Genomic DNA, 21,060 nt, shown 5'->3' on the forward strand with positions numbered 1-21,060 from the left:
TCTTTTGATGACGCAAATTTCTTAAAAATAAAACAGCAATACAGATACAGTTTTTGTAAATTGCAGCATAACAGTTTTATTTTTATGAAAAATTCGAATTACTTATATCTTCAATTTGCTGACCTCATCGAAAAACAGATCAAATCGGGACTTTTAAATGTAGGCGACAAACTGCCATCTATACGAGAAGTCTGTGCTGAAACAGGTTATAGCATGAGCACGGTAAGTAAAGCATATTACGAAGTTGAAAGTCGTTCTTTGATCGAATCAAGACCACAATCGGGTTATTATGTAAGTAATATTTCGGCTAGAGCAATTCCAGAACCATCGGCAAGCAAACCGCTTTTAACGCTTGAAAACATTGAACGCGAGGATTTGGTGGATTTGGTTTATGGCGATATGCGTAAAAAAGATATTACGATGCTTTCGCTTGGTTTTCCGTCAAATGAATTACTTCCGATTGCGAAACTGAATAAAGGAATGGTTCAAGCCATGCGTCAACTTCCAAACAGCGGAACGAGTTATGAGGAAATTGAAGGAAATAGTAATTTAAGAAAAGAAATTGCGCGTTGGTCGTTTACTTGGGGCGGTTCCTTGACTGAAGATGATATTATAACGACTCCAGGTTGTATTTCGGCCATTTCAGATTGTTTATTAACGCTGACAAAACCAGGAGACACTATCATTACTGAAAGTCCAGTCTACTTTGGAATTCTGCAATTGGCGAGATCATTGGGTTTGTACGTAATGGAACTTCCAACCAATATGACAACAGGAATTGAAATTGAAGCAGTTAAAAAAACGCTTTCTACAAAGAAAGTAAAAGCCTGTGTTTTGATGAGTAATTTCAGTAATCCGTCGGGAAGCATGCTGCCAAACGAACATAAAAAGGAAATCGTCCGTTTAATGGATTTTTATAATGTTCCGCTAATTGAAGATGATATTCACGGTGATTTGTATTTTGGAACAAGCCGTCCGACAAACTGTAAAACGTATGATGAAAGCGGTATTGTTTTGTGCTGCAGTTCGGTTTCTAAAAGTCTGGCGCCAGGTTATCGCGTGGGTTGGGTTTCTCCAGGGAAGTTTAAAAAAGAAGTTCTGAGAACCAAATTGTACCATACGATCTCCAATTCTACCATTACACATGAAGTTGTTGGAGATTTCTTAAAAAATGGCCGTTACGAAAATCATCTGAGAAAAATTCGCCAAATTTTGAATCGAAACTGTACCAATTACATCAATACGGTTTTAGAGTCTTTTCCTGCGGGAACTAAAGTGAGCCAACCTCAAGGTGGATTTTTTCTTTGGGTCGAATTGGATAAAAAAATCGATACAGCCGCTTTTTACCATTTAGCGCTTAAACATAATATTAGCATCGCTCCGGGAAGGATTTTTTCCTTCCAAAATCAATTTTCAAATTGTATGCGATTGAGTTTCGGACTGCCTTGGTCTAATGAATTGAGAACTGCAATTCAGACCTTGGGAAGGCTGACGAAACAACTCTAGACTCTAAAAAATCAACGCAATATTGTCATTTCGACGTAAGGAGAAATCTCTGCGAGAAGCTCAGCAAAGATTGGAAAATTGTTACGGAGTTACTTGTGGAGATTTCTCCTTACGTCGAAATGACAAACTATGAGGTAATCTATTCTTTGTAGAATTTCTTGTGTGATTTCTCCTTACGTCGAAATGACAAGACTTTGCGGTAATTTCTACATGATTAAATTTCATAAAAAAAAATTGGACAGCGCAACTACTCACTGTCCAACCAACAATTAACTCAAGACCAAAATTAAATAGTTATAAGACAAAATAAGCGTCCTTTTCGACTTTCTTAGGTTCGTCTTTTAAGTCAAATTCTTTAAGAATATCAAATTCACTTTGATATTCGTTTAGCATTTGCTTGATATTTTTTTCAATTGTATTTGCAATTGAAGTAACTGGCGTATCTGTAGGTCTGTTTTCGAACGGATCTTGCAAATGAATCGCCATTCTTTCGATTAAAAAGAAAGCAGCACCAATTGCCGTAATCAAAGGAATCGCAAACCAGCTCAACACACTTGTTAATCCGAAAGGCAATAGGAAAATAAACAAACACAAAGTCAATCTAATGTACATACTATATGTTGTTGGGAAAATCGTGTTTTTAATTCGCTCACATTTCCCCATTTCATCACATAATCTAGATAAAGTATTATCGATTTCAACCTGCTGATACATGTTGATTTTCTTTTCGTTTTTAGCCGTTCTTAAATCTCTTGCATGTAGCATCAAAATTGCATTTGGAACGTTCTGATGATTTTTGATGTATCTGATTTCTTCTTCGCTAATTAAGCCTTCAATCGGCTTTATTGCATCTCTATTTCTAAGCGACTCTCCTAAACTATAACACCATGCAATTTGTCTTTTAGCAAAATTTTCTTTGAATTCACTTGCTTCAACAGAGAAATCTGGATCGTCGTAAAATGTTAAAACCTGACGAATCAAGGTTCTAGAATCGTTTACAACAGCACCCCAAACAATTCTGGCTTCCCACCATCTGTCATAAGCCTGATTGGACTTAAAGGCTAATAATAAGGAAATAATGGTTCCGATCATGGTCGGAATGGCAATCGGGATATCTACAGGCAAATTGATGAAATAATGATGAAAAATTTCAAATAGTATGGTATAAGCCAACACTAAAACAATTTCTACTTTAATTTTCCCGAGAACGTACTTCATTGGTATTCTTTTCTTTAATAACATATTTTCGGTTTTAAATTAATAATTTTTGAGAGGCTAAGATTCTAAGTTTCTAAGGTGCTAAGAATTAAAAAACTTAGAAACTTAGTGTCTTAGTAGCTTAGAATCTCAGACTCTTAAACCATCTCTTCGTACAATGAAAGAACAGGAAGTCCTAATTTTTCATTGACATTTTCTTTTTTTGATTTTTTAAATTTGATTTTCTCGCCTTTTCTCGTTTCTACCAACATATCAATATTATGTTTAGAAATGGCTTCTGATAAAAATGGAGCAACGTTTTCGTAGTCGTCTTCAAAACTGGCAGTTTGGCTTACGATTTCGAAAGAGAAATTGGCGCTTAAGAAATCCTGAACGTCTTTTACATGAATGTTCACGCTCGAATTTTCTACATAAAGTGCTTTATGGAAAACCTCTTTATTAGCTTCTGTACTTAAATGCAGAATCGGACATTTCTGATTTCCTGCCAATTGCACTAAATATTGATGAATTCTTTTTGTTTCTTGTTTATAAGAATGAGTAAGAATGACCAATTTTACTGAAAAGACATCTATCAGTCTTTTAAAAATTGGTGCTGAAAGTCCGTATTGATTATGGACTTTTAATTTTATGTTTGAAGTGTGTTCAACAATATATCGGCAGGTTTCTAGAACTTCTTCCTGACTTCTGGTAAGTCCAGATTTCATTTCTCTTAAAAAACCAGAAGAAGAAAACGTATCAGGCGCTTCTGAAACTAATACTAAAATAATTTCTGATTCAGTATTTTTAGACTGATTTACCGCAGATTTAACAGCCGAGATTGTATCATCTTTTAAAGTCGTAGGTATAAGAAAATTTTTCATAAGTATATCTTTTAGTTTATACTTACAAAATAACTATCCGGAAATTAGACCTTTATTAATCTAAAATTAGAATTTTCTAAAATTAAACATTAGATTTTTTAATGTTGCCTTTTTTAAAAATGATCGTAACGATAGTTCCTTTATTTTGCTCAGATTGCACTTGCAGCTCTCCATCATGCATTCTAATGATTTTAGAAGCTAACGGAAGTCCTAAACCGTAACCAATGTATTTGGCAGCGATTTTACCTCTAAAGAAAGGCTCATATAAATGCGGAATATCTTCAGGCGGAATACCGATTCCGATATCATTGATCGTGATTTTAATCATTTCTTTATTAGCAGAAAGATTCACAAACACTTCATTATTATCAGAATACTTTACTCCGTTTGTAATAATATTATTGATTGCCAATTCTAAAAGCGGTTTATTACATGGCAACAATAATAAATTAGAATCTTCTGGAGCAAAATTAAGTTTAATGCTTACTCGATTGTCTGGATAAATCTTATCAAGATCAGATTTCACATCCAATAATAACTCATCCATTCGGGCAATGTCAGACACTTGTTTTTGTCCGTCATAACCTGTTTGAGTCAATTTTAGCAAGCTTTCTGTTAAGTTTCCTAATCTTGAAGCCTGACTGTATATATTTTGTAGAGATTCTACATATTCATGCTGTTGTCTTTCTTTAAGCAACATAATTTCTGCTTCGGCAATAATTGTTGTTATTGGCGTTTTTAATTCGTGAGAAGCATTATTAATAAAGTTCGCTTGAATCTCAAAAGAGGTTTCCAAACGATCCAGCATATTATTAAAAGTATTGGTCAAATCTGAAATTTCATCAGAATTTTTGACTTCTGGAAGACGATTATGCAGATTAGAAGCACTAATTCTTTTTACTTCTTTTGTAATTCTTGCTACAGGATCGATAACTCGTTTTGCTAAAAATCGTCCTAAAAGAAACGCTAGAATCACAAAACCGATTCCGCCAAAAAGCATAATTTTGACAATATAAACGGTTGTGTCTTTCCCTTTACGATCTCTCGCGCTAACAATTACAATATACTTTTGATTGTTTTCTTGAAAAATCTGTCCTAAATAATATTTATTATCTCTTTCAAAAGAATCTTTTCCTGTTTTTAAAATATTGGTGTAAAACGTATTCGGAAGATTCAGATTTGTATTATAATCAAAACTGTTATGGCTATTTATTTTTAATACATATTCTTCTTCTTCAATTAATTCCTCAAGACCATTTTTTTGAAGATTTTTATAATATTTAATTTTCTCTGGGTCTTTTTGAAAATGAATTGAAGCGACAATTTTTGCTCTATCATCTAATCGCTTTAAAAAGTGATATCTATTGTTTTCCCTAAAAAGAAAAAACACGATAATACACAATAGCGAAGTACTAAAGGTAGAAAGGGCAACATAATTGAAAGTGATTTTTTTTCTAATATCCATATTATGGCTTAATTACATAACCTAAACCCTTCATGGTATGAATCAGTTTGGTTGAAAAAGGCTTATCTATCTTTCTTCTTAAGTACGTAATATAAACATCGACAACGTTGGTATTCATGTCAAAATTAATATCCCAAACATTATCCAAAATCTGATCGCGCGAAACGATTCTGCCAGTATTTTTAGCTAAATAATATAATAGTTTGAATTCTTTGGCAGTTAAAACAATGTTTTCTCCATCTCTTTTAACCGTTTTGGCACGTCCGTTTATTTCTAAATCGGCAATTGTGATAGTATCTATTTTTTCTGTTTCCTGTTGCGATCTTCTGTAGAGCGCATTTATTCTGGCATCTAATTCGCCAAATTTAAACGGCTTTACCAAATAATCATCAGCTCCAGCGTTTAATCCCGTTACAATGTTTTCTGAAGTTCCTAAAGCTGTTAATAACAAAATAGGTACAAAGTTTTTTGCTGCACGAAGTCTTCTGCAAATTTCAATTCCGTTGACATCAGGAAGCATCACATCCAAAATTACTACATCGAAGGTATAATTATGAATCATTTCCATAGCCGTTTTACCGTCCATTGCAACGCTTACTTCATTATTATTTTCTGCAAACCCTTTACGTAATATCGATAATAGATTTGGTTCGTCTTCAACTATCAGTAATTTCATCTTAAGAAGTGTGTATATACAACAAAAATAGGAATACAATTTAACATAATTTGACACAACATTACAAATTATGATTTAATTATGAAGAATAAAAAAAGCAACCCTTACAGCCTGCTTTTTCATATTTTTTTAGGGTTAAAGCTTATTAATCTTAATTTTTGAAATAAAAGAGAAGTGTTGCGTTTAAACTAAATTGTAGTTTTTATTACATTTAAAAAGTCTCTCCAGCATTCAAATAGAATCCTTTAGAATTATTTCCCCACGCATAATCTGCAATAAGATTGGTTCTAGTTGCTTTATCAATTAAAATACGGAGTCCGAAACCGAAAGCTGGTTGAACATATTGAAAAAGTTTTGTATTAGTGTCTGGATTACTTGTTGTTACGAAGTTTGTAAAAACCGTTCCGCTGAACATTTGATCGCAACTAAGCGGAAACCTAAATTCTGTTGCTAGATAAATTAAATTTGTTCCTCTAAATAATCCCTGTGTATATCCCTCACCGCTTCGACTACGCTGATCCCAACCAATTGCTGGCAAATTCAAGTATGGAACTTTTCCTTTGGTTACAAATTGTCCATAAGTCCAAAGCGCTAGAATGTATCGTTTATCTTTTTGCGAAACCGGAATAAAATTTCGATATTCGGCATACAAAACATTACTTACTTCTTGATTGTCAAATATCTCTGGATTAAAACGGTAATTTATATTAGCAAACCAGCCGTGCGTTGCATTCACCTGATTATCTCTTGAATCGTAAACCAAATTTAGACTCACACCGTTTAAAAAATATTCTGATTCATCAAATCCATATTTCTGATTATAATTATAATGGTAAGTAAATTTTCCATTTGCAACATCAAGGTCTTTATCAACAATACTCGAATACCAATCAATATTGACACCGCCGCCGACGTAAAAATTTGGATGAACTTGAAAGGAAACTGATTGATGAAATTTAAAATAATTATAATCCATTGGTTCAGCAATAGAATCAATGCTGAAACCAGGCTCCTGATTGCGACGAGGCGGAATAATATTTGTTCCTAAACCGTAATTAGGTTGCGAAAATATATACAAACGATAATCACCACTCAAAAATATTCTATTATTTTTCAATAGAATATTATTCTTAACGTTTACAAGCCATTGCTTTTTTGTTGTGTATGTTATTCCGACATTGGCTATTGAATATTTATCGGCTTTTTCTTTTCCTTTAAAAGTATATTGAGCTACAGCGCCATAAAAGAAACCTGTGGCAGGTTGAGAGCCGATTGCTGGAATAATTAAGAAGAAGCTGTTTTTTATTGGTTTTACAACATAAATAGAATCCTTTTTTTTGAAGATTTCTAATATTGTTCTAGGAGGACAAATTTTAGAACTGTCAATCTCGGTTTGGGCATTCAAATTAAGTTGAATAAAAAAAAGCAACCATAAGATTTTAAATTTATTCTGAAAATAATTATTTTTTAAAAATTTTACCATGCGAAAGTTTTAATTTTTTATAACAATAATCAATTCATATGTAAATATATAGCTTATTTTCAACATTTTAGACTTACAATCCAATAAAATTAAAATAAAAAAAGCCGTCAGATAAATGACGGCTTGCTATTATATTTTTTATGGGAATCCTTATTTTGTGATAAATTTTGGATGAATCAGATTCTCTAGAGAATAAATTTCGTCCCATTTTTCTTGTGTAATCAGCTTTCTTTCTAAAACTGCAACTTGATGCACACTTTTACCTGTTTTTAAAGCTTCTCCAGCAATACTAGCACTTTCTTCGTAACCTAAAATTGGGTTTAATTGCGTTACAATTCCAATACTGTTCATTACCATATTATAGCAATGATCTACGTTTGCTGTAATTCCGTTAATACATTTATCGATTAAAGTCTGAATCGCATTTGAAAGATAATCCAACGAAGTAAACATTGCGAAAGCAATTACAGGTTCCATTACATTTAATTGCAATTGTCCCGCTTCTGCCGCCATTGTAACCGTTAAATCCTGACCAATTACATAAAAACAAGTCTGATTTACCACTTCTGGAATTACCGGATTTACCTTTCCTGGCATAATAGATGAACCTGGCTGACGTGCTGGAAGATTAATTTCATTAAAACCTGTTCTTGGCCCCGAGCTTAATAAACGTAAATCGTTGCAGATTTTAGAAATCTTAACTGCAGAACGTTTTAAAGTTCCCATAATCTGCACATAAGCTCCTGTATCGACCGTTGCTTCGATTAAATCTGGTGAAAGTGTCAGCGGAATTCCCACCTCATCTGCCAGATATTTTACGCAGATTTCCGGATAACCTTCTGGAGCATTTACTTTTGTTCCAATGGCTGTTGCTCCCATATTGATTTCTAACAACAATTCCTGAGCATTTTTTAAACGCTGAATGTCTTCTCCGATTGTTGTAGCGTAAGCTTTAAATTCCTGTCCTAAAGTCATCGGAACCGCATCTTGCAATTGCGTTCTTCCCATTTTTAGGACTTCTTTAAACTCCTCTCCTTTTTTAGCAAATGCGACTTCTAAACCAGCAAAAGTTTTAATAAAGCTTTCCATTTTCAAATACAAAGCAATTCTAAAAGCCGATGGATAAGCATCATTTGTCGATTGAGAACAGTTTACATGATTGTTTGGATGAAGAAAATTGTACTCTCCTTTTTTATGACCTAAATATTCTAGTCCAATATTGGCAATTACTTCATTGGCGTTCATGTTTACAGAAGTTCCTGCTCCGCCCTGAATTAAATCGCTTACAAATTCCTGATCAAATTTGCCAGCAATAACCTGATCGCTTCCGTAACAGATTGCTTCGGCAATTTTAGAATCAATTGCGCCACAGTCTTTATTGGCTAAAGCAGCAGCCTTTTTTACATATCCTAAAGCTTTGATGAATAAAGGCTCTTTTGAAATCGGAATTCCTGTAATGTTGAAATTCTCTACAGCTCTAAAAGTTTGGATTCCGTAGTATAAATGATTTGGAATTTCTAATTCTCCTAGAAAATCATGCTCTTTTCTTGTTGATTCCATATAATAAAATTGATCTGTTTTAACTTAAAAAATAAGTGTAAAGCTACATTAATTTTTTATTCTAAAGTCGTTAATAATTTCAAAATGATTCCGATTTTCATCGAAAATTCTATAGCAAATTATTAACTTTTCAACCTCAAATAATTATTGAAAAAGAATTGAAAAAAGAAAGCGAATATTTTCTTGATAAAGAATACAATACGATTGTTTACGCCAAAGACGATTTGAATTTTAAAGACTTTGAATCTTGCGTTTTTAACAATTGTAACTTTTCTGCATGCACGTTTTTAGCCGTTACTTTCATTGATTGCGTTTTTAATGACTGCATTTTCAGCGAAGCAAAAATCAATTATGTGGCATTGAGAACCGTTACTTTTAATCGATGCAAAATTAAAGAAGTGAATTTCGCTATGTGTGATAAACTAATTTTTGAAGTTCATTTTAATGATTGTGTTCTCGATTTTTCTAAGTTTTATACTTTAAAATTGAAAGGAACTCCGTTTACCAATTGCAGTTTAATTGCAGTAGATTTTATGGCCGCAGATTTAACCAGCGTAATTTTCGATAATTGTGACTTATATCGTTCTGAATTCAACAAAGCCATTGCCAACAAAGCCGATTTTAAAACCAGTTATAATTATACTATTGATCCTTCTAAAACTAAAGTGAAGAAAGCCATTTTTTCTTTGAAGGAAGTGAAGGGATTATTGTTTGCGCATGATGTGATTGTGAATTAGTTATAATCGTTTTTTTCAATATTCTTTTTCTGTTTTTGCGGGAAGAACAGAATTGGGCAACAGGAATAAAATAAGCAATACACTTGTTAAGCAAAGCAAATGAATTAATGTGCCATAGAAAAAAGCATTATAGAAATCTATATAATCTGTTTTTCCTTTTGCAAAATAGTAAAATACACCTCCTGTTAAGGTAATGCCCAATGCACCAAACAATTGCTGCAATGTAGAATAAACTCCTGATGCATTTCCAATCCTGTTTTGGGGTAAATCTTTCAGCGCAATATTAGCAAATGAAGGCAGAACCAAGGCTACACCAATACCGTGCAAAAACATGACAAAATATCCCTTGTAATCGATTGATTGATAATAAAAAAGGACCAGCTGAAAAATAAGAGAAAACATAAGAAGCAACACTCCAAAAATCAATACATTTTTACCATACTGAAGCACCAATCTAGCCGCAAAAAATGATGCTAAAATAAAACCGCATCCTTGAAATACAATAAAATATCCTGCTTGCATAGGAGAAAGTCTAATACCGTCTTGCAGAAAAATTGCTAATACAAAAAAATAAGCATCGAGCATTAGCATAAAAAGAGCAGAAGCCGAAACCGCAATATTGAAATTCTTGTGTGTAAAAAGCTCCATATTCAATAATGGCTCTTTTTTCTTTAATTTTCTTTTGATCTGTCTAAACATAAAACCTATCAGAAATACTATAGAAATTGTCAGCGTAATTGCAACCAAATCTTTTTGTTCTAATCCCACAGCCATCGAAAAAACTAGTAAAGCAAGCCCTATGCATAATATAACTGCGCTCCAATAATCCATTTGTAAAGAAGAATTGTCTCTGGATTGATTGAGATAACGAATGGCTAGAAAAATCGTTATTATACAAATAGGAATATTGATAAGGAATATATACCTCCATGATTTATCGATTAAAAATGGTTGGAGTTCTACAAGAAAACCTCCTAAAAACTGCCCCAGCATTGTACCAATTCCAATTGCAATTCCGTACCAGCCCATTGCATAAGTGCGTTCCTTATGACTGACAAAGAGAATTTGAATATAAGATAGAACTTGTGGCGCCATTAAGCTTGCACTTATACCTTGAAAAAACCTCAAAGCAATAAGCTGATTTGTAGTGGCAGCAAACCCGCATCCCGCAGAAGTGACCATAAACAAAAACAGTCCTAGAATAAAGATTTTTTTTCTTCCAAAATAATCTCCCATTTTTCCGCCAATTATCAAAAAAGAAGCAAACCCAACCATATACATAGCTACAACTAACTGAATTTTTCCATTACTTGAACCAAGCCCACGCTGAATTGATGGAATAGCAACGTTTACAATAAATATATCCAAAATAGTAAGCAAATGTGCAAGCAGCAATATAAGGAGCGAAATGTATTTTTTATTTTTCATAATATATAGAACAGTCTATCTATTTTTGGTTAAAAAAAATCAGAAAAACTGATTTATACTTTTTTTTACGGTTTTTAGATCATTCGTATTTCCGTTTATACCTGCCGAAACTACAGCTCCTTCAATCATCAAAAAAATACTGTTTTGCAGTGCTTTTTTTTCTATTAAAAGCGTTTTTACTGTACTAATTTCATCAACTAATCCATTAATATACTCACGCTGGCGCTCTTTATGTGCCTGAACAAACTGTTCTATTTTTTTATCTTCTCTACCTATTTCAGCATTTATTTTTATGAAATGGCATCCAGAAAAATTTGATTCTTCCTGAAGTTTAATACGGTAATCTATTAATTTTAGAAGTTTTTTTAAGGGAGGTTTCTCGTCTTTTAAATAGTCATTGAGATTGGCAAAATATTCTGTTTCCTGCTGTTCAAGATAATGATACAACAAATCACTTTTAGACTCATAGTGTTTGTAAAGCGAACCAATTGCAATATCTGCCTCAGCAATAATCTGATTAATTCCTGTGCTATTAAATCCCTGATGATAAAACAGACGGGATGCTGTATCGAGTATTCGTTCTTTTACACTGCTTTTCTGTTTCATTTTTTCTTTTTGCCAAAGATAAAACAAAAATAGATAGAGTTATCTATTTATTTCAAAATAAAAAAAATCACAAAAGCCGTGATTTTAAAATTCGTTAATATAAATTAACTACAAACCTTTTCCCATTACGTAATCTTCCATCAAATATCCATTTCCTATTTCGATATCAACGGTTTCTTTAATTTCGAAACCAAGTTTTTTATAGAAATTTAAAGCGGTATTAAAGCGATTTACGTTCAATAAAAGTTCGGTTGAGTTACTTTCCAAAGCCATTTTTCCAATTTCTTCAAAAACTATTTTGCCATAACCTTTCCCTTGTGTTTCTGGCATAAGATAAATTTTATGGATTTTAGTAATAGCTTCTCCTTTATAATTGTGTTCAATTCCGATAAAACCAATAACCGATTCTGAATCTGAAATTAAATAAAACAACTGTTCTTTATTCTGAATTTGCTTTGATAATGCTTCATTAGAATAAATTAGATTTAACATGTACTCTAATTGTTCCGCAGTTAGAATTTCGCCATAAGTAATAGGCCATGTTATATGTGCGATTTCTTGAATTTTAGCAATATCTTCAACAAATGCTTCTGTAATTTTAATCATATTTATTTAGTAAAAACTTGATTTTCTTGTTCGCTTACGCGGATAAAAGTCGTTCGTTTAGTCAATTCTTTTAATCTTGAAGCGCCAACATAAGTGCATGTGCTTCTTATTCCACCTAAAATATCTAAAACAGTATGAATCACATCTCCTTTAAACGGAACTTGAACTGTTTTTCCTTCGCTTGCTCTGTACTCTGCAACTCCGCCAGAATGCTTCTCCATTGCAGTTTTCGAGCTCATTCCGTAAAACTGTTTGAATTTTTCTCCTTTGACTTCTATTAGTTCACCGCCGCTTTCTGTGTGTCCCGCGAGCATTCCTCCCAACATTACAAAATCGGCTCCTGCACCAAAAGCTTTAGCAACATCGCCCGGAGTAGAACAGCCACCATCACTGATAATATGACCACCTAAACCATGAGCTGCATCGGCACATTCAATAATAGCCGATAACTGCGGATAACCAACACCTGTTTTAACACGAGTTGTACAAACAGAACCTGGTCCAATTCCGACTTTTACAATGTCTGCTCCAGCTAAAAGCAACTCTTCAGTCATTTCTCCTGTCACCACATTTCCAGCGATAATTATTTTGTCTGGATATTGTTTACGGGTTTTCTTTAAAAACTGAACAAAATGTTCTGAATAGCCGTTAGCAACATCAATACAAATAAATTTCAGTAACGGATTTTCTGCAATTATTTTTTCAATCTTCTCAAAGTCTTCTTTTCCCGTTCCAGTGCTTACAGCAATATAATCGTAGAAATCTGGAGTTACATTTTTTAAGAAATCATTCCACTCTTCTAAAGTGTAATGTTTATGGATTGCTGTAAAAAGCTTTTCTTTTGCCAAAACCTTTGCAATTTCTAAAGTTCCCACAGTATCCATATTGGCTGCCATAATTGGAATTCCTGTCCAATTTGAAGTACTGTGTAAAAACTTGAAATTTTGTTCTAGGGAAACTTCAGATCTGCTTCTTAGCGTTGATCTTTTAGGTCTAAACATTACGTCTTTAAAACCCAGTTTTAAGTCCATTTCTATTCTCATAATTCGAGATTTTGGTTACTCTCAAATGTAAGGAATTTTAGATTGTAGACTTTAGATTTTAGATTAACAAAAACTTGAACTTTTGAACAATTCAGAAATTGATTCGCTTTTGCTAAAACGCTGATTAAACGTTTTTTTGAAACTGAAATCTACTTTGCGTGGGCTTCGACTTCGCTCAGCCTGACAAAACCTGAAACCTGAAACTTGAAACAAAAAAAACTATCCGTGAATTGTTTCTCCTTTTCCGTAATTAGTAATAATTGACTCTTCAAAAGCCAGCCATTCTCTCCAACGTTTTTCAACGTCTATTCCTGTACCATATTTACGAGCGTAAGTAATAAAAGTGGTGTAATGCCCTGCTTCGCTTTCCATTAATTCTCTATAGAAAAGCGCCAATTCTTCGTCTTTAATATTTTCTGAAAGTACTTTAAAACGTTCACAGCTTCTAGCCTCGATCATTGCAGAAAATAGTAATCGTTCTACAAGACCAGAAACACGGCTTCCGTCACCGCTTCTTTTCATGTATTGATACAGTTCGTTTACGTAATCATCTTTACGCTCACGACCTAATTTTAATCCTCTTTTGATAATAATGTTGTGAACTTGCTCAAAATGATCGATTTCTTCTTTGGCTAAAGCCAATAAATCTTTCACTAAATCTTGATGCTCAGAATTGTTTGTGATAATTGTAATCGCATTTGTTGCCGCTTTCTGCTCGCACCAAGCGTGATCTGTTAAGATTTCTTCAATGTTCTTCTCAACAATATTTACCCATCTTGGGTCGGTTGGCAATTGTAATCTTAATACGCCCATTTTTTTAAGTCTTAAAGTTTGAAAGTTGAAAGTCATAAAGTCTTTGGAAAACTTTAAAAGAAAAATCGAAGATCAAAAACTAAATATAGAAATTTACTTCCATTTTTAGACTTTCGACCTTCGACTTTATGACTTTTGACTAATTTTTAATATGCAAAAATTGGTCTTTCGCTCATTAATTCGTTTACTTCTTCAGCAACTTCTTCGATAACATCCTCATTTGTATGATTAGTTAATACTTTATCGATAAGCGCTACAATAGTTTCCATATCTTTTTCAACTAAACCACGAGTTGTGATTGCAGCTGTTCCAACACGAATTCCAGAAGTGATAAATGGAGATTTATCGTCAAAAGGAACCATGTTTTTGTTTACTGTAATTTCAGCTTTTACTAATGCATTTTCAGCTTCTTTTCCAGAAATACCTTTGTTTCTTAAGTCAATAAGCATCATGTGGTTGTCTGTTCCTCCAGAGATAATGTTGTAACCTCTTTTTACGAAAGCATCAGCCATTGCATTTGCATTCTTTTTTAATTGCATTGCATAAGTAAAGAAATCATCTTTTAATGCTTCACCAAAAGCAACTGCTTTAGCAGCGATAATGTGCATTAAAGGTCCACCTTGATTTCCAGGGAAAACAGCTAAATCTAATAAAGAAGACATCATTCTGATTTCTCCTTTTGGAGTTGTTAATCCTTGTGGATTTGGGAAATCTTTACCCATTAAAATAAGACCTCCACGTGGTCCTCTTAATGTTTTATGAGTTGTTGTAGAAACAATATGGCAATGTGGAATTGGATCATTCATTAGTCCTTTTGCAATAAGACCTGCTGGGTGAGAAATATCAGCAAATAAAATTGCTCCTACGCTGTCAGCAATTTGTCTGAAACGAGCAAAATCCATATCACGAGAATAAGCCGAAGCTCCAGCGATGATTAATTTTGGCTGTTCTTTAGTTGCAATTTCTTGAATTTTATCATAATCTAAACGACCAGTTTCAGCATCTACACCGTAGAATACCGGACGGTATAAACGTCCAGAGAAATTTACAGGAGAACCGTGAGTTAAGTGACCTCCATGAGATAAATCGAAACCTAAAATAGTATCTCCAGGATTTAAACAAGCATGGTAAACCGATGTGTTTGCCTGAGAACCTGAGTGAGGCTGTACGTTTGCATATTCAGCGCCAAATAATTCTTTAGCTCTGTCAATTGCAATTTGCTCAATAACGTCAACTACTTCGCAACCGCCGTAGTATCTTTTACCAGGATAACCCTCTGCATATTTATTCGTTAAAACAGACCCTGCTGCTGCCATTACTTCATCACTTACAAAATTCTCAGAAGCAATAAGCTCTAATCCGTGAATTTGTCTTTCTTTCTCCTCTTGGATAAGATCAAAAATTTGTTCGTCGCGTTGCATTTTTTTGTTTTTCGTTAATTTCACGCAAAAATACAAAAAAACGTTTGTCAAACTGCTAGATTATGATATATTTGACATGTAATTTTTCAACAAATAATTAACATTAAAACATGCCAATAACCGCCAACGATACCAGTAGAAAATCATGGTTAGAAGTACCAGAAAATAGCGACTTCCCTATTCAGAATATTCCTTTTGGTGTATTTCTTACGAAAGAAAATGTCGTTACTGTAGGAACTAGAATTGGCGATTACGCCATAGATTTAGGGGCTTTACAGCAATTAAACTATTTTGAGGGAATAGAATTAACTGATGATATGTTTATGCAGGATACGCTAAATGATTTTATTTCTGACGGAAAAAAAACATGGCGTTTAGTTAGAAATCGTATCGCAGAGATATTCGACGAAACTAATCCTCAGCTAAGAGATTCAACAAAACACCGCGATATTGTTATATTTAAGATCGAAGATGTAGAGATGCAATTACCAGTTTTAATTGGTGATTATACTGACTTTTATTCAAGTAGAGAACATGCTACAAATGTAGGTAAAATGTTCCGTGACCCAGAAAATGCATTACTGCCAAACTGGCTTCATATTCCAGTTGGATATCATGGAAGAAGCTCTACAATTGTACCATCTGGAATTCCGGTTCACAGACCAATGGGACAAACTTTACCAGCTGGTCATGACACACCTGTTTTTGGTGCTTCGCGTTTAGTAGATTTTGAATTGGAAACGGCTTTCATTACAACAGACGTTAATGTAATGGGAGAAAATATTTCAACTTACGAAGCTGAAGATTATATTTTCGGAATGGTTTTACTAAATGACTGGAGTGCGCGCGATATGCAAAAATGGGAATATGTGCCTCTTGGACCATTCTTAGCAAAAAACTTTGCTACTTCAATTTCACCTTGGATTGTAACTATGGATGCTTTGGAACCTTTTAGAACTAAGGGACCAAAACAAGATCCTTCACCACTTCCTTATTTACAGACAAAAGGAAAAAAGGCTTTTGATATTCATTTAGAAGTTTCTTTACAACCAGAAGATCAGGAAGAAACTGTGATTTCAACATCTAATTTCAAATATATGTATTGGTCTATGGCTCAGCAATTGACACACCATACATCAAACGGATGTCGCGTGAATTCTGGTGACATGATGGGTTCTGGAACAATTTCTGGTCCAACTCCAGATAGTTTTGGTTCTATGCTAGAATTAACTTGGGGTGGAAAAAATCCGCTTAAATTAAAAGACGGAAGCGAACGCAAATTTATTGAGGATAATGATACTGTAATTATTCGTGGTTTCTGTGAAAATAAAGAAGTAAGAATTGGATTTGGAGAAGTTTCAAGTCAATTATTACCTCCTTTTACAAGACAATGAAGAGCAGATCAATCTGAAGAGATATAAAAAATAAAAAACCTTGGTCCATAGCCAAGGTTTTTTTATGCTTTTATTAAATGAAAGAAAAAGTTACTTATTCTAAAATTACTTTTACCCAAACCAAACGATGATCAGAGCTTGACTCTCGTTTTTCGACTAATTCTGACATTGGCTCACCCTTTGCAGGCCAGAACACACCACTTTTAACAATCTTAAAACCAAGTCTCGATGGCAATACATAATCTGCACGCATTCTCCAAAAAGCGGTATGATTAATTCCAAAAGGATTTTCAGGACTAAACTCAGCACCACCTTTACTAGCAGGCGTAAAGTCGCTATTAATTTTCGGACTCTCTACTAAAGACTTTATGCCTTCTCTAATAGCATCTCCTTCAACTGGCGAAGCGTTTTGATCGCCCATTATGACAAATCGAGAATTTGGAGGCAATCCGCCTTTTAAACCTTTATCATCATAAATATACGAAGCCAAATTGTCTGAAATATAATCTCTCCAGAATCTGATTTCATCGTGATTTCTTTTCCCATTGCGGTCTTCAGCACCATCAAAAGTGGGAGGAGTTGGATGACTAACTAGAACATGAACTGTTTTATTACCAATTTCTACAGGAACATCCCAGTGAGATTTTGAAGATAATGGAAATTCTTTCCATGCTTTCTTGCTATACCAATCCGATCCATCTGCTTTTTTGGTAATTAATGCTTCTGGCATATCTTTCCATTTAAAATGTTGAAAAGTACGAATTGCATTAACATCAATAGGATATTTAGACAAAAGCATCATCCCATATTGCCCAGGATACATACCAAATGCCCATGCATCATTTCCTGAATTACTCAACTTTCCGTCATTGTTCAAATCATAAGGGCTTGGCTGGCCAGTATTCACTGTCGAATAATAGTAGTAAGGATAATCGATGGCTGCTGCTCCGCCTTGGCTCACATTCAAATAATTTTTTATAAATGCCTTTACGCCAAGTTCAGGATCTTTAATATAATCAAACTCGTTCAGCAAAATTACGTCTGGTCTAACGGTCTGAATAATCTGGGCAATATTTCTGATTTGAGCATTATGCCCTGAACTAAGTTGATTAATTAACATCTGCTCCGATTTTCCCATTGCACCTTTGGGAGAATAATTATCAGATTCCATACTTACATTGTAGGTAGCAAAGGTAAGTTCATGTTTGTCTTGTGAATCGGACTGTGAAAAAAGAGCTCCGGAAGAAAGCACGGAAAGGATAAAAAATATTTTCTTCATATAAAATTAAATCTGCATTTCTGCATTATTGAACATACGAATATAAGAAGGATGTTGGGACACATGGCAAATCTGTCTGTTAAATATACAACAAAAAAAAGCTGCCACTTTTGGTGACAGCTTAAATAATACAAGAAAGTCTCTGTATATCTGATAATTTTATCACAGATTAAAAAAATCAAAACGATTATTTTATAATCTGCGACTACTATTTTTATGCAGGAATCTGCTGACTTAAACAATGTAAAGTTCCGAATCCCCAGATAAAATCGATACAGCTAATACCGATTACTTCACGATCTGGAAAACATTCTGCTAATATGTTTAAAGCAACTCGGTCGTTGCTATCGTTGAATGTTGGTACTAAAACGCAATTATTCAAGATTAAGAAATTAGCATAACTTGCCGGCAATCTTAAATCTTCAAAATCAACACGTTTTGGCATTGGTAATGCTACAATAACTGGCGATTTTCCGTTTTCTAGTTTTGCATTTTGCAGACGTTTCAAATTATCCTGTAAAGGTTTGTAGTTTGAATCGTTTTTATCTGTTTCTACAATCGTTACAATTGTATCTTCATTCACAAATCGGCATAAATCGTCGATATGTCCGTGCGTATCATCTCCTTCTATCCCGTCTCCAAGCCAAATTACGTTTGTAACTCCAAGATACTCTTTAAAAACAGCTTCATAATCTTCTTTTGTAAAACCAGGATTTCTTACTTGAATTGTTGGGTGCATCAAACACTCTTCAGAAGTCAATAAAGTTCCTTTTCCGTTTACATCAATCGCTCCACCTTCTACAATTACTGGTTTTCCTTTGTACATTACTTGAGTTAAAGGAACATCAATAAAATCTGCCACTTTACCCGGAACGAATTTGTCTAATTGGTAGTTTTTATATTTTGCCCATCCATTAAAGTTGAAGTTTAACGCTTCTCTTTTTGAACCATTTTTTACAATAATTGGTCCTGAATCGCGCATCCAGCTTCTGTTTGTTTTATGAACAATATAAGAAACGTTTTCAGTATTAACGCGAGCTCTTTCAAGCATATCAGCAACTTTTTCTTTTAGTTTTTCATCGGCAACCACCAAAAAAACAGTTTCAAAAGTCGCTACTTTTTTAATAAACTCTACAAAAGCCCATTGAACAGCTTCATATTTTCCTGGCCAATCGTTGCCATTATGCGGAAAACACAATACAATTCCTTGCTGTTTTTCCCATTCTGCTGGAAATCTTCTATTATTTGTTGACATAAATACGTTCTAATTTAGAAAGTGCAAAGATAAGCATTCGTTAGGATTTTAAAACAACTGAGCAAAAATCATCTCTAATTTCACAAAAAATATCTTGCAAAAATTAAGTTAAAGATTAAATAATACCTACTTAATATTTAACAGAAGGCTCAGAATTACTTTTGCCAAAACTAAAAACTAACACATGAAAAATTTATCAATCTCATTATTGGCTGCCCTTTTTATATTGGCAAGCTGTAACAATGACGAAAATTCAAACAGCACTCCCGAAGTTGGTGCAAATGAAAATCCTGGAACTTTTAAAGAAATTGGTTCTATTACAATTGGCGGAGAAGCCGCTGCAGAAATCTCGGCTTACTGCGAAAAAACAAAAAGACTTTTTACCGTAAATAACAGCGATGTAAATCAAATTGATGTTATCGACATCTCTGATCCGACAAAACCTCTTAAAATAGGACAAATTAATTTGGCTACATATGAAGGCGCAGCAAACAGCGTTTCTGTTTTTGACGGAAAACTTGCTGTAGCTTTAGAATCTACAGTAAACAAACAAGGAAACGGTAAAGTAGTTATTTTCAACACTTCAGATTATAGCTTAATTAAGCAAGTTACAGTTGGTGCATTGCCCGATATGATTACTTTTTCTCCTGATGGAAAATACATCATGACCGCTAACGAAGGTGAGCCAAATACTGATTATTCGCAAGATCCAAACGGAACAATTTCGATCATTGAAACTAGTACTTATAATGTAACAACTTTAGATTTTAGTTCGTTTGCAGGTCAGGCAGAAGCACTGAAAAAAGACGGATTTAGAATTTCAAAATTTGCTAAAACTAGTTTCGCTCAAGATATCGAGCCAGAATACATCACCATTTCTGACGATTCTAAAACGGCTTGGGTAACTTTACAAGAAAATAATGGTGTTGCAAAGGTCGATTTAACTTCTAAAACTATTACAGCAATTTACCCTTTAGGTTTAAAAGATTACAATACTGCTGAAAATGCAATTGATGTTAGCGATAGCGACAATAAAATTGCATTCAATCCATGGAAAGTAAAAGGTCTTTATATGCCAGACGCCATCAGCCATTATACTGTAAACAATGTTCCTTATTTTGTAACCGCTAATGAAGGTGATGCAAGAGAATATACTGCTTACACTGATGTAAAGCGTATGAAAAACATGACACTTGATGCAACGGCTTTTCCAGATGCTGCTACTTTAAAATTAGATGCTAACATGGGAAGATTAAACCTTGTTGCTGATATGGGAGATACTGACGGAGATGGAGATTTGGACGAAATGGTAAGTTTTGGAGGTAGATCATTTTCTATTTGGAATGGAAACACTGGAAAAATCGTTTTTGACAGTAAAAATGATGTTGACAAAAAAACAAATGAAATTGGCACATACGATGACAAAAGAAGCGATGACAAAGGTTCTGAGCCAGAAGCTGTGGTTGTAGCTAAAATGGGAAATCAAAATATTTTATTTGTTGGTTTAGAAAGATCTGATGCTTTTATGGTTTATGATGCAACAAACCCAACTTCTCCACAATATTTACAAACAGTAAAAACAGGAGATGCTCCAGAAGGTTTATTATTTATTCCAGCTTCAAAGAGCCCAACAAAAAGAAGTTTATTAGTAGTAAGCAGCGAAGGTGATGGAACTGTTAAAATTTATCAGCCAGATTTGAAATAATTAAT

The 21,060-nt window shown here is 33.8% G+C and carries 18 protein-coding genes; 4 read left to right on the top strand and 14 right to left on the bottom strand.

Features of this window, described 5'->3' with window-relative positions; all coding sequences use genetic code 11:
* Positions 1-84: 84 nt before the first annotated feature.
* Positions 85-1,506: a PLP-dependent aminotransferase family protein gene (locus JC605_RS10010; RefSeq protein ID WP_198856038.1), complete on the top strand. Its 1,422-nt coding sequence runs from the start codon at positions 85-87 to the stop codon at positions 1,504-1,506.
* 294 nt (positions 1,507-1,800) lie between these two features.
* Here the strand turns inward: JC605_RS10010 and JC605_RS10015 are convergent, their stop codons facing one another.
* The 6 genes from JC605_RS10015 to aspA all read right to left on the bottom strand — a co-directional run bounded on the left by JC605_RS10015 (position 1,801) and on the right by aspA (position 8,768).
* The gene (locus tag JC605_RS10015) at positions 1,801-2,748 is read right to left on the bottom strand and encodes a bestrophin family protein (protein ID WP_198856039.1); all 948 of its coding nucleotides are present in this window, start codon (positions 2,746-2,748) and stop codon (positions 1,801-1,803) included.
* A gap of 113 nt (positions 2,749-2,861) precedes the next feature.
* A complete protein-coding gene (locus JC605_RS10020) occupies positions 2,862-3,584 on the bottom strand; it encodes a hypothetical protein (RefSeq protein ID WP_198856040.1) in 723 nt (240 codons plus the stop codon).
* An 82-nt stretch (positions 3,585-3,666) separates the two neighbouring features.
* A complete protein-coding gene (locus tag JC605_RS10025; RefSeq protein WP_198856041.1) occupies positions 3,667-5,049 on the bottom strand; it encodes a HAMP domain-containing sensor histidine kinase in 1,383 nt (460 codons plus the stop codon).
* 1 nt (position 5,050) lies between these two features.
* On the bottom strand, positions 5,051-5,725 hold the full coding sequence (locus JC605_RS10030) for a response regulator transcription factor (RefSeq protein ID WP_198856042.1): 675 nt from the start codon (positions 5,723-5,725) through the stop codon (positions 5,051-5,053).
* Positions 5,726-5,936: 211 nt separating this feature from the next.
* Positions 5,937-7,208, bottom strand: coding sequence for a BamA/TamA family outer membrane protein (locus JC605_RS10035; protein ID WP_198856043.1), 1,272 nt, complete (start codon positions 7,206-7,208; stop codon positions 5,937-5,939).
* Positions 7,209-7,358: 150 nt separating this feature from the next.
* A complete protein-coding gene (gene aspA, locus JC605_RS10040) occupies positions 7,359-8,768 on the bottom strand; it encodes an aspartate ammonia-lyase (RefSeq protein WP_198856044.1) in 1,410 nt (469 codons plus the stop codon).
* 158 nt (positions 8,769-8,926) lie between these two features.
* On the opposite strand from aspA, the gene JC605_RS10045 reads away from it, so the two are divergent.
* Complete coding sequence (locus JC605_RS10045; RefSeq protein ID WP_198856045.1) at positions 8,927-9,505, top strand: pentapeptide repeat-containing protein; 579 nt, start codon at positions 8,927-8,929, stop codon at positions 9,503-9,505.
* A 15-nt stretch (positions 9,506-9,520) separates the two neighbouring features.
* Here JC605_RS10045 and JC605_RS10050 read toward each other — a convergent pair whose 3' ends face one another.
* From JC605_RS10050 to glyA, 6 genes are all read right to left on the bottom strand, one after another.
* A complete protein-coding gene (locus tag JC605_RS10050) occupies positions 9,521-10,933 on the bottom strand; it encodes an MFS transporter (RefSeq protein ID WP_198856046.1) in 1,413 nt (470 codons plus the stop codon).
* Positions 10,934-10,972: 39 nt separating this feature from the next.
* Positions 10,973-11,539 (bottom strand): TetR/AcrR family transcriptional regulator, encoded by a 567-nt coding sequence (locus JC605_RS10055; RefSeq protein ID WP_198856047.1) that lies wholly within the window; start codon positions 11,537-11,539, stop codon positions 10,973-10,975.
* 108 nt (positions 11,540-11,647) lie between these two features.
* Entirely contained in the window at positions 11,648-12,145 is a 498-nt protein-coding gene (locus tag JC605_RS10060) for a GNAT family N-acetyltransferase (protein WP_198856048.1), read from the bottom strand.
* Positions 12,146-12,147: 2 nt separating this feature from the next.
* On the bottom strand, positions 12,148-13,188 hold the full coding sequence (locus JC605_RS10065) for a GMP reductase (RefSeq protein ID WP_198856049.1): 1,041 nt from the start codon (positions 13,186-13,188) through the stop codon (positions 12,148-12,150).
* A gap of 219 nt (positions 13,189-13,407) precedes the next feature.
* Positions 13,408-14,001 (bottom strand): tRNA-(ms[2]io[6]A)-hydroxylase, encoded by a 594-nt coding sequence (locus JC605_RS10070; protein WP_057122755.1) that lies wholly within the window; start codon positions 13,999-14,001, stop codon positions 13,408-13,410.
* A 146-nt stretch (positions 14,002-14,147) separates the two neighbouring features.
* Entirely contained in the window at positions 14,148-15,422 is a 1,275-nt protein-coding gene (gene glyA, locus JC605_RS10075) for a serine hydroxymethyltransferase (RefSeq protein ID WP_198856050.1), read from the bottom strand.
* Positions 15,423-15,532: 110 nt separating this feature from the next.
* Here glyA and fahA point away from each other — a divergent pair, with 110 nt between their 5' ends.
* Entirely contained in the window at positions 15,533-16,816 is a 1,284-nt protein-coding gene (gene fahA, locus JC605_RS10080; RefSeq protein ID WP_198856051.1) for a fumarylacetoacetase, read from the top strand.
* A gap of 94 nt (positions 16,817-16,910) precedes the next feature.
* On the opposite strand, the gene JC605_RS10085 is transcribed toward fahA, so the two are convergent.
* Both JC605_RS10085 and JC605_RS10090 read right to left on the bottom strand, forming a co-directional pair.
* A complete protein-coding gene (locus tag JC605_RS10085) occupies positions 16,911-18,095 on the bottom strand; it encodes an endonuclease/exonuclease/phosphatase family protein (protein WP_198856052.1) in 1,185 nt (394 codons plus the stop codon).
* A gap of 214 nt (positions 18,096-18,309) precedes the next feature.
* On the bottom strand, positions 18,310-19,350 hold the full coding sequence (locus tag JC605_RS10090; RefSeq protein WP_198856053.1) for an agmatine/peptidylarginine deiminase: 1,041 nt from the start codon (positions 19,348-19,350) through the stop codon (positions 18,310-18,312).
* Positions 19,351-19,534: 184 nt separating this feature from the next.
* Between JC605_RS10090 and JC605_RS10095 the strand changes: the two genes are divergently transcribed.
* The gene (locus tag JC605_RS10095) at positions 19,535-21,055 is read left to right on the top strand and encodes a choice-of-anchor I family protein (RefSeq protein WP_198856054.1); all 1,521 of its coding nucleotides are present in this window, start codon (positions 19,535-19,537) and stop codon (positions 21,053-21,055) included.
* Positions 21,056-21,060: the final 5 nt, after the last annotated feature.

The sequence above is a fragment of the Flavobacterium sp. IB48 genome, from assembly GCF_016405855.1.
GTDB classification, from domain to species: domain Bacteria; phylum Bacteroidota; class Bacteroidia; order Flavobacteriales; family Flavobacteriaceae; genus Flavobacterium; species Flavobacterium ginsengisoli.

Bases quoted from the DNA above. Each gene is read 5' to 3' on its own strand.
- JC605_RS10010 (WP_198856038.1), top strand. From the start codon at position 85: ATGAAAAATTCGAATTACTTATATCTTCAATTTGCTGACCTCATCGAA.
- JC605_RS10015 (WP_198856039.1), bottom strand. From the start codon at position 2,748: ATGTTATTAAAGAAAAGAATACCAATGAAGTACGTTCTCGGGAAAATT.
- JC605_RS10020 (WP_198856040.1), bottom strand. From the start codon at position 3,584: ATGAAAAATTTTCTTATACCTACGACTTTAAAAGATGATACAATCTCG.
- JC605_RS10025 (WP_198856041.1), bottom strand. From the start codon at position 5,049: ATGGATATTAGAAAAAAAATCACTTTCAATTATGTTGCCCTTTCTACC.
- JC605_RS10030 (WP_198856042.1), bottom strand. From the start codon at position 5,725: ATGAAATTACTGATAGTTGAAGACGAACCAAATCTATTATCGATATTA.
- JC605_RS10035 (WP_198856043.1), bottom strand. From the start codon at position 7,208: ATGGTAAAATTTTTAAAAAATAATTATTTTCAGAATAAATTTAAAATC.
- aspA (WP_198856044.1), bottom strand. From the start codon at position 8,768: ATGGAATCAACAAGAAAAGAGCATGATTTTCTAGGAGAATTAGAAATT.
- JC605_RS10050 (WP_198856046.1), bottom strand. From the start codon at position 10,933: ATGAAAAATAAAAAATACATTTCGCTCCTTATATTGCTGCTTGCACAT.
- JC605_RS10055 (WP_198856047.1), bottom strand. From the start codon at position 11,539: ATGAAACAGAAAAGCAGTGTAAAAGAACGAATACTCGATACAGCATCC.
- JC605_RS10060 (WP_198856048.1), bottom strand. From the start codon at position 12,145: ATGATTAAAATTACAGAAGCATTTGTTGAAGATATTGCTAAAATTCAA.
- JC605_RS10065 (WP_198856049.1), bottom strand. From the start codon at position 13,188: ATGAGAATAGAAATGGACTTAAAACTGGGTTTTAAAGACGTAATGTTT.
- JC605_RS10070 (WP_057122755.1), bottom strand. From the start codon at position 14,001: ATGGGCGTATTAAGATTACAATTGCCAACCGACCCAAGATGGGTAAAT.
- glyA (WP_198856050.1), bottom strand. From the start codon at position 15,422: ATGCAACGCGACGAACAAATTTTTGATCTTATCCAAGAGGAGAAAGAA.
- fahA (WP_198856051.1), top strand. From the start codon at position 15,533: ATGCCAATAACCGCCAACGATACCAGTAGAAAATCATGGTTAGAAGTA.
- JC605_RS10085 (WP_198856052.1), bottom strand. From the start codon at position 18,095: ATGAAGAAAATATTTTTTATCCTTTCCGTGCTTTCTTCCGGAGCTCTT.
- JC605_RS10090 (WP_198856053.1), bottom strand. From the start codon at position 19,350: ATGTCAACAAATAATAGAAGATTTCCAGCAGAATGGGAAAAACAGCAA.
- JC605_RS10095 (WP_198856054.1), top strand. From the start codon at position 19,535: ATGAAAAATTTATCAATCTCATTATTGGCTGCCCTTTTTATATTGGCA.